Below are 7641 nucleotides of genomic sequence, written 5' to 3'. Positions count from 1 at the left end.
GTCCAGGGCCGCCCCGGCCAGGCGCCCGGCTCGCAGCGCCTCGGCCAGGGCCCATTCGTCGACGAGGCCGCCGCGCGCGGTGTTGATGAGGTGGGCCGTGGGCTTCATCTTCGCCAGCGCCTTGGCGCCCAAGAGATGCCGGGTGGCCTTCAGGAGCGGCAGGTGCAGAGAGACGACGTCGGAGCCGGCGAGGAGCGTGTCCAGATCGACGAGCGTCACCCCGAACTCCTGCACGGCCAGGGCGCTGCCCTGAACCGCCGGGTCGTGGGCGACGACGCGCAGGCCAAAGGCCGCGGCGCGCCGGGCCAGCCGGCCGCCGATGTCGCCCAGGCCGACGATGCCCAGGGTCTTGCCGTAGAGCTCGCTGCCCACCGCCGTCTGACGGTCCCAGCGGCCGGCGTGGAGCGCGGAGGAGACCTCGCCGAAGCGCCGCGCCAGGAAGACCATCGCGCCCATGACCCATTCGGCGACGCTGACGGCGTTGGTGCCGGGCGCCCAGGTGACGGCGACACCCCGCGCCTTGAGCGCCGCTAGCTCGAGGTTGTCGAGCCCCACGCCGACGCGCCCCACCACCTTGAGCCTGGGCGCGTGGTCGAGGAGCGCCGCGTTCACCCTGGTCTGGTTGCGGACGATCAGCGCCTCGGCCGACCGGGCGGCGGCCAGCAGGGCCCCCGGGTCGGCGTGGAGGTCGGGCTCGTAGCTGAACGCGCTGTGAGCCCCCAGCTGCGCTACCGCGTCGGGGTGCAGCCACTCGGAGGCGAGGATCACCCGGGCTCCGCCAGGGGTTCGCGGGCGTAGGCGATGGTCCTGTCGACGAGCACGTCGGTCGAATCGACGAGCGGAACGGCGAGGTCGCCGTCGCCGAGGACGAGCGGCACCTCGGTGCAGCCGGCCACCATCACCTCGGCGCCCCGCAGAGCGAGCGTCCGAGCCAGGGCCCTCATCTCAGCTCTGGTTGCCGCGCCCGTGTCACCCGCCTTGACGCGGTAGAGCAGGGTCATGAAGCTTTCTCGTTCCGCGCCCGTAAGGACCAGGACCCGGATACCGGCCCCGGCAAAGGCGCGCTGGTAGAGCCCGGCGTCCAGGCAGCCCGCCGCCGCCAGCAGGCCGACGGTGCGGACGCCGGGGTGCTTTTGCACCACCTCGTCACGGGTCAGTTCGATGAGGCTCAGGAAGGGGATGGCCACCGCCTCTAAGATGGCCTGCTCATAGGCGTGGGCGCTGTTGCAGACCATCACCAGGAAGTCGGCGCCGGCCCTTTCCAGGCCGCGCGCCATCGCCGCGAGCTGGGGAGCCGGCGAGGGGCCGCGCCCGGCGACGGCCTCGTTGCGGTTGGGCACCTGGGGGTTGTTGTCGATGATGAGGCGCAGGTGCTCCTGGTCGCTCCCCGCGCCCGTTCGCTTTAAGACCTTGGCGAAAAAGTCGAGGGTCGCTTCGGGGCCGAGGCCGCCCAAGACGCCGACCGTCTTTACGCCAACTGACCTCATCCTAATCGCTGAGGACGCCCTGATAGGCGTAGAGCGCGGGCGAGCCGCCGGTGTGCAAGAAGAGCACGTTGTCGTCCCTCTTAAAGGCGCCCCGCTCGGCCAGGCCGATGAGGCCGGCCATCGCCTTGCCGGTGTAGACGGGGTCCAAGAGGATGCCCTCGAGCCGCGCCAAGAGCCTGACGGCGTGGACCATCTCGTCCGTCGGCAGCGAGTAGCCCGGCCCCACCCAGTCGTCCAGGGCGACCACGTCCTCAGGGGGGATGCCGTGGGGGAGGCCCAGCAGGTCGCTGGTCCTCTGCGCCAGGGCGTGGACGTTCGCTTCCTGCTCCTCGCGCGGCCGGCGCACGTTGATGCCGGTGATCGGCAGCTGCGCGTGGCTGCCCGTCATGCCCACCAGCAGACCGGCGTGGGTACCCGCGCTGCCGCTGGCGCAGACGAGGTGATCGAGCCTGAGGCCCAGTTCGAAGGTCTGAAAGAGAATCTCCTCGGCGCAGGCCACGTAGCCGAGCGCGCCCAGCGCATTGGAGCCGCCGCCGGGGATGAGGTAACCCTTGCGGCCCTCTTGCGCCAGCTCGTCGGCTATCTCCCGCATGGCGGCGTCAAGGTCCTCGCCCAGGTTGACGACCTTGATCCTCTCGACGCCCAGGAGGCCGAAGAGAAAGTTGTTGCCGCTGGCGTCCGCGCGGTAGGAGCCCGGCACCCGCTCCTCCAGGACGAGGCGGCACTTGAGCCCTTCCTTGACCGCCGCGGCGAGGGTCAGGCGGCAGTGGTTGGACTGCACCGCGCCGACGGTAACAAGCGTGTCCGCGCCCTCCTCGAGCGCGTCGGCGACCAGGAACTCGAGCTTGCGCGTCTTGTTGCCGCCGGCGCTGAGGCCCAGAAGGTCGTCGCGCTTGACGTAGACATTGGTGCCCAGGTGCCTGCTCAGGTGAGGGAGGGGCTCGAGCGGGGTGGGGCCGGGGGTATAGCGCCGGCGGGGAAAGCGGGCTAGCTGCATGGGACCAGTATAGCGCGGTCTCGAGGGGTGGGCGCAAGGAAACACAGGAGCCGGAATCCTAGCCCCCGACCCCCGACCCCTGCCTGACCCCCGGCCCCTGCCAGTCAGAATTCTGTAACATCCCTCCCATAGACTTCGATCACTAGGGCAAGCGTCGTTCTCTTCATCTTCTCGCAGCCCTGCGGATACGGCCTTCGCCCCCCGAGGTCCTATCTAAGGAGCCCTCAGGTTCGCCTGAGGGCTCCTTGTCTGCTTTGCTGCCTGTGTTCGCTGCGTCGGGGCCCGCCCAGGTTTTTGTTAGGATTGACGTGAATAAGGCTGGGCCCAGAGGGTGAGCCGGAAGGAACGGATGCGACGAGCTTTACTTCTATCTTTTGCCGCTTTGCTGTTGGCGCTGAGCGCCTGTCAGACCCAGCCGTCGCTCTTCGAGGTCTACCGGGGAGAGTGGCTCTGGGTCGCGGTCTTCGAGGAGGGCGAGCCCTTCGTCGGCTCCGTGAGCATCTCGGCGCGGCGCCCCGGCGGCCGCGGCGTGGTGGACATCGGCGCGGGCGCCTGGGTGTGGTGCGAGGCCTCCGGGCGCTGCCCCTATCTGGCCGGTGACCAGGGCGGCATGGGCACCTACTCGAGCGGCGGCGAGCGCCACCTGGTGGTCGAGTTCGCCGAGGCGGCGGGCTTCACCAAGCTGATCGCCCTGGACGAGGACGGCGTCCTCGAGGACGAGAACGACGAGGCGGCGCCGGCCTTGTTCGCGGGGCCGGGCCGCTGGTACTTCTACAGCGGGGGCTTCGCCGAGATCGGCTTCGCCATGGTCAAGAGGGCCGAAGCGCCGGGTCTCGCCGCGGCGGGCGGTGGACCGCGGCCCTTTGCCGCGCCGGACGATCTGCCGCTGCTCCTGAGCCGGCAGGGAGGCGAGGCGAGCATGAGGCTGACGCAACGGGCGCTCGAGCACCTGGCGTCGCTGCTCGACTGAGCCGAACTGGCCTGAGGGATCTTGGCTGAGGTGATTTTGGTGGGCTGAGCTTCAGGCCGAGCGCTGCTCGACCCGTGAACGAGCCGTCGCCGCGTGCAGACGGACAAGGCAGACGGACAAGAGCGCGAGGTCGGAACCCTACTGCCGGTTCTGACTTCGCGCCTGGCGATCTCCTCAACTGCTTGCGAAAGGCGCTATCTCTAGCCGCCGAAGTCGTCTCCAAAGCCGTCATCGAAGCCGTCGTTATAGTCATCGTCGAAGCCGTCATCATAGCCGTCATCGAAACCGTCGTCATAGCCGTCGTCATAGCCGTCGTCAAAGTCGTCGGGGTCGTCGAAAGGCTCGAGCTCGAGGAAGCGCACCACCATCAGCGTGAGCTCCGCCTCGCCCTCCTGGTAGCGGCTGTAGTGGTAGCGTCCTGCCGTCATGAGCGAGCCGGTGGTGAAGCCTGCCTCCGCGAGCGCCGAGCGCGTCCCGGCGGGAAGGCTGAAGGAGCCCGTGTCCGGGGTGACGCAGACGAAGGATGCCTCCGAGGAGCCGCCCGTGCCGGCCAGCACCACCACCGCCTCCGGGGTGTCGGCGCTCCAGGTGAAGGTGGTGTCGAGAGCGAAGCTCGCTCCGGCCGCCGGCGCCGTTAGGACAAAGGCTGGGCTCGTGGGGAAAGCGACGCTACTCAGCGCCGGAAAGCCGTCCTCCGCGCCGGGAATGCTGAGGCTCAGGCCGCTCTCCGGCAGCGGCGCCTCCGGCAGGGCCTCCGCGGTGATGTAGTAGTTGAAGTCGCCGTCGCCGGTGAAGCCCTCGTCTCTGCCGAGTTGCGTGAAGTGGCTACCAGCCGCCTCGACCGTCAGCGGCTCGCCGGCGTCGATCATCTCGCCCGAGGGCAGGGTGAAAGGCGTCCTCAGCGACGGCCCCTCGTCCCCGGTAAAGCAGCCGCCAAGCACGCCCTCGAAAGGGTCGCCGCTTTCGACCTGCTCGACCACGCTTGCTTCGAAAAAGGAGCCGTTGCCGGCGATGAAGCTGACCCCGTCCGGCGCCGTGCTCTCGATGAGCATCACCAGGCCGGCCTGGCGGTATGTCAGCTCGGCGTCGTTATCGGGCTCGTCGCCAACGTCATCGTCGATCTCTGGGATTGGGGCTGGAACATCGCCCTGGCCGCCACAGGCCACGAGGAGCAGGGCGGTGAGAAGCGCGCCCACGAGTCGTCTTGTTACCATAAGCCACCTCCATTGGCGTTTTGGTGCTGCCGCGGGCCGCCTGCACGGGCCGGAGCGACCCCAGTCTAGGCCGCGACCATGAGAAGCCGCGAGCCCGTCTTAAGCTTGGCCGACTATCTCTAGCTGTAGTCCTCGAAGACGACCTGACCGCGCGTCACCGTCATGAGCACGCTTACGCTCTCGAGCTCGGCCGGGTCGATGTCGAAGGGATCCTCGTCGACGACCACCAGGTCGGCGTCCATGCCCGTCTCCAGGCTGCCGCGCCGGCCTTCGTCGAAGGTGCTGTAGGCGGCCTGGCGGGTGAAGATGTCGATGGCCTCGGCGACCGAGAGGCGCTCCTCGGAGCGCGAGTGGTTGACGGCGCTGTGAACACCCAGAAGCGGCTGGAGCGGGGTGACGGTGCTGTCCGAGCCGCCCACCAGCGGGATGCCCGCGCGCCTCAGCGAGGCCAGCGGGTCGATGCGGCTCGAGCGCTTGCCGATGTACTGCGGGTAGGTCTGGTGCGGCCAGACGTAGTTGAACGATGGCTGCACCGAGACGACCACCCCGGCGGCCTTGGCCCGCTTGATCTGCGCTTCGGTCATGAGCTGGGCGTGCTCGATGCGGTGGCGGGCGTCACCGCGGGGGTGTACGGCCTGAGCATGCTCAAAGGCGCGCAGGGCCTGCTCGACGGCCAAATCGCCGACGGCGTGAAAGGCCAGTTGCAGGCCCTCGCGGTGGGCGCTCGCGACGAAGACCTCGAGTGCGTGGTCGTCGTGGTAGAGGACGCCGCAGTGGTCCAGGCTGCCCACATAGGGCTCTAACAGCGCGGCGGTGTGCATGTCGAAGTCGCCGTCCAAAGCGCAGCCGTGGCAGCCGCCCAGGCGCGGCAGGCCGAGCCTCCTCACGGCCTCCACGTCGAAGGTCTGGGCGTAAGGAATGACCCGCACGGGCAGGTCGTCTTTGATGTCCATGAGCGCCCTCACCGCTTCCAGGTCGTCGAGCGCGTGCACCGTGGTGCAGCCCGCCTCGGCGGCCCGCTCGGCGGTGGCCCGGAAGGCCGCCTGGTAGCCGATCTGCTGAGCGTAGCGGGCGTACATGCGCTGGGTGGCGAGTTGCGTCGCCTGGGCGATGAGCCTACCGCTGGGCGCGCCATCTTCGTCCAGGCAGACGCCGGGCTGGCTTACCGGAAAGTCGAGCAGCTCCAGGGCCAGGGGGTTGGCGAGCGAGGAGTGGCCGGTGAGGTGGCGGATATAGACCGGGTGATGGGGCGCGGCGGCCATGAGCTCGGCCACGGTCGGGTCGCGCTCCTCCTCGAGCTCGTCGGTGGCTAACCTGAGACCCAAGATGAGCTCGCCGGGCTCGCGTCCCTGCGCGGCGATCTCGACCGAGCGGAAGAGCTCGGAGAGGTTGCGCACGTGCACGCAGTCGATGGCCGTCTCCAAAAAGCCGGTGGCGGCGACGTGGACGTGGCCGTCGGTAAAGCCCGGCAACAGCGTCGCTCCCGCGAGGTCGCGCAGGAGCGCCCGGCGCGGCAGGCTGCTCTTCATGTCCTGCCAGGCGCCGATGGCGGCGATCTTGTCGTCCTTGACGATCAAGGTGTCGATGTCGGGGTTATCAAGCGTGGGCATTCGCGCCCCGGCCAAGATGAGGTAGCGGGCGGCGTCTTTCATAGCCGCGAGCCTAACACGCGCTGGCCGCCGCTAAAGGTGGCGCGCGAACGCGGGTCTCTTGGCATGGGGCCTGCGAGGGCCTAGGAGGACGCGCCTTGCCGTATACTAACCGTATACTAAAAGCCTACTGCGCACGCACGTCAGTGAAGGGCAAGGACTATGGCGACACGAGAGATGGCGACCCGAGAGATGGCGATACGAGAGATGGCGATACAAACCGAACACGATACGCGGACGGAGGGGCCCGCCGCTCCCCACGGCTTCCTCCGCAACCTTGGCATGCCCCTCGACCTCGACTGGGTGAAGAGCCTCCAGGTCAACAAGAGCGCCGTCGAGCGCCGCGCCGCCACCCTGGGCACCCGGCGCAGCGTCAAGAAGGACCATCAGGCGGCCTGGCTCCTCAAGGCGATCAGCTGCACCGACCTGACCACGCTCTCGGGCGACGATACCGAGGGCCGGGTCCTGCGGCTCTGCGCCAAGGCGCGCCGGCCCGTCAGGGAGGATATCCTAGACGCCCTCGGCGTCGCCGACCTGGAACTCAGCGTGGGGGCGGTCTGCGTCTATCACGCCATGGTCAAGGCGGCGGTCGGCGCTCTTCGCGGTTCCAAGGTTCCCGTGGCGGCGGTCTCGGCGGGCTTTCCGGCGGGCCTCTCGCCCGTCGGGCAGCGCCTCGGCGAGATTCACGCCTCGGTGGCGGCGGGCGCTCAGGAGATCGACATCGTCGTCACCAGGGCGCACGTCCTCACGGGCGACTGGGCCGCGCTCTACGGCGAGGTCGCGGCCTTCCGCGCGGCCTGCGGCGAAGCGCACATGAAGGCGATCCTCGCGACCGGCGAACTGGGCACCCTGCGCAACGTCGCCCGGGCGAGCGCGGTCGCCATGATGGCCGGGGCGGATTTTATCAAAACGTCGACCGGCAAGGAGAGCGAGAACGCCACCCTGCCCGTCAGCCTGGTGATGGTGAGGATGATCCGCGACTACCACGAGCGCACGGGCTACAAGGTGGGCTTCAAGCCCGCCGGGGGCATCAAGACCGCCAAGCAGGCGCTCGAGTGGCTGATTCTCATGAAAGAGGAATTGGGCCGCGAGTGGATGGAGCCCGAGCTCTTCCGCTTCGGCGCCTCTTCGCTGCTGGGCGACATCGAGAGGCAGCTCGAGCACTTTGTGACCGGCCGCTACGCGGCGCTCTACCGCCACCCGCTGGCCTAGGAGGAGGTGGCTATGACCGTCAAAGAGAGAGTGATGAAACGCATCGAGGACCTCGGCGAGGCACAGTTGGAGAGGCTCGAGCAGAGGCTCGAAGAGTTCGCAGCAGCCCCGG

At 68.8% G+C, this 7641-nt stretch carries 7 protein-coding genes; 2 read left to right on the top strand and 5 right to left on the bottom strand.

All coding sequences use genetic code 11. The annotated features are described in order from the left end of the window. From M3498_12100 to M3498_12090, 3 genes are all read right to left on the bottom strand, one after another. Nucleotides 1-768 (bottom strand): hypothetical protein (locus M3498_12100; GenBank protein MDQ3460027.1); only part of this gene is annotated, 768 nt, incomplete at its 3' end. Next, nucleotides 765-1487 carry an amino acid racemase gene (locus tag M3498_12095; protein ID MDQ3460026.1) on the bottom strand — a complete coding sequence of 241 codons (723 nt, stop codon included), beginning with the start codon at nucleotides 1485-1487 and terminating at the stop codon, nucleotides 765-767. The genes M3498_12095 and M3498_12100, both read right to left, overlap by 4 nt. Nucleotide 1488: 1 nt before the next feature. Further along, complete coding sequence (locus M3498_12090; protein ID MDQ3460025.1) at nucleotides 1489-2484, bottom strand: D-cysteine desulfhydrase; 996 nt, start codon at nucleotides 2482-2484, stop codon at nucleotides 1489-1491. Nucleotides 2485-2833: 349 nt separating this feature from the next. On the opposite strand from M3498_12090, the gene M3498_12085 reads away from it, so the two are divergent. Next, nucleotides 2834-3454 carry a hypothetical protein gene (locus tag M3498_12085; GenBank protein MDQ3460024.1) on the top strand — a complete coding sequence of 207 codons (621 nt, stop codon included), beginning with the start codon at nucleotides 2834-2836 and terminating at the stop codon, nucleotides 3452-3454. Between the two features lie 200 nt (nucleotides 3455-3654). Here M3498_12085 and M3498_12080 read toward each other — a convergent pair whose 3' ends face one another. After that, on the bottom strand, nucleotides 3655-4668 hold the full coding sequence (locus M3498_12080; protein MDQ3460023.1) for a hypothetical protein: 1014 nt from the start codon (nucleotides 4666-4668) through the stop codon (nucleotides 3655-3657). A gap of 119 nt (nucleotides 4669-4787) precedes the next feature. Then, nucleotides 4788-6320: an amidohydrolase gene (locus M3498_12075; GenBank protein MDQ3460022.1), complete on the bottom strand. Its 1533-nt coding sequence runs from the start codon at nucleotides 6318-6320 to the stop codon at nucleotides 4788-4790. Nucleotides 6321-6599: 279 nt separating this feature from the next. On the opposite strand from M3498_12075, the gene deoC reads away from it, so the two are divergent. Further along, entirely contained in the window at nucleotides 6600-7529 is a 930-nt protein-coding gene (deoC, locus tag M3498_12070; protein ID MDQ3460021.1) for a deoxyribose-phosphate aldolase, read from the top strand. The last annotated feature ends 112 nt before the right edge of the window (nucleotides 7530-7641 follow it).

Source organism: Deinococcota bacterium (assembly GCA_030858465.1).
Taxonomy (GTDB): domain Bacteria; phylum Deinococcota; class Deinococci; order Deinococcales; family Trueperaceae; genus JALZLY01.
This window is presented reverse-complemented; position numbering and strand designations above follow the sequence as displayed.

Excerpts from the sequence above, each read along its gene's own strand:
- M3498_12075 (MDQ3460022.1), bottom strand. The coding sequence starts at position 6,320 with ATGAAAGACGCCGCCCGCTACCTCATCTTGGCCGGGGCGCGAATGCCC.
- deoC (MDQ3460021.1), top strand. The coding sequence starts at position 6,600 with ATGCCCCTCGACCTCGACTGGGTGAAGAGCCTCCAGGTCAACAAGAGC.
- M3498_12080 (MDQ3460023.1), bottom strand. The coding sequence starts at position 4,668 with ATGGTAACAAGACGACTCGTGGGCGCGCTTCTCACCGCCCTGCTCCTC.
- M3498_12085 (MDQ3460024.1), top strand. The coding sequence starts at position 2,834 with ATGCGACGAGCTTTACTTCTATCTTTTGCCGCTTTGCTGTTGGCGCTG.
- M3498_12095 (MDQ3460026.1), bottom strand. The coding sequence starts at position 1,487 with ATGAGGTCAGTTGGCGTAAAGACGGTCGGCGTCTTGGGCGGCCTCGGC.
- M3498_12090 (MDQ3460025.1), bottom strand. The coding sequence starts at position 2,484 with ATGCAGCTAGCCCGCTTTCCCCGCCGGCGCTATACCCCCGGCCCCACC.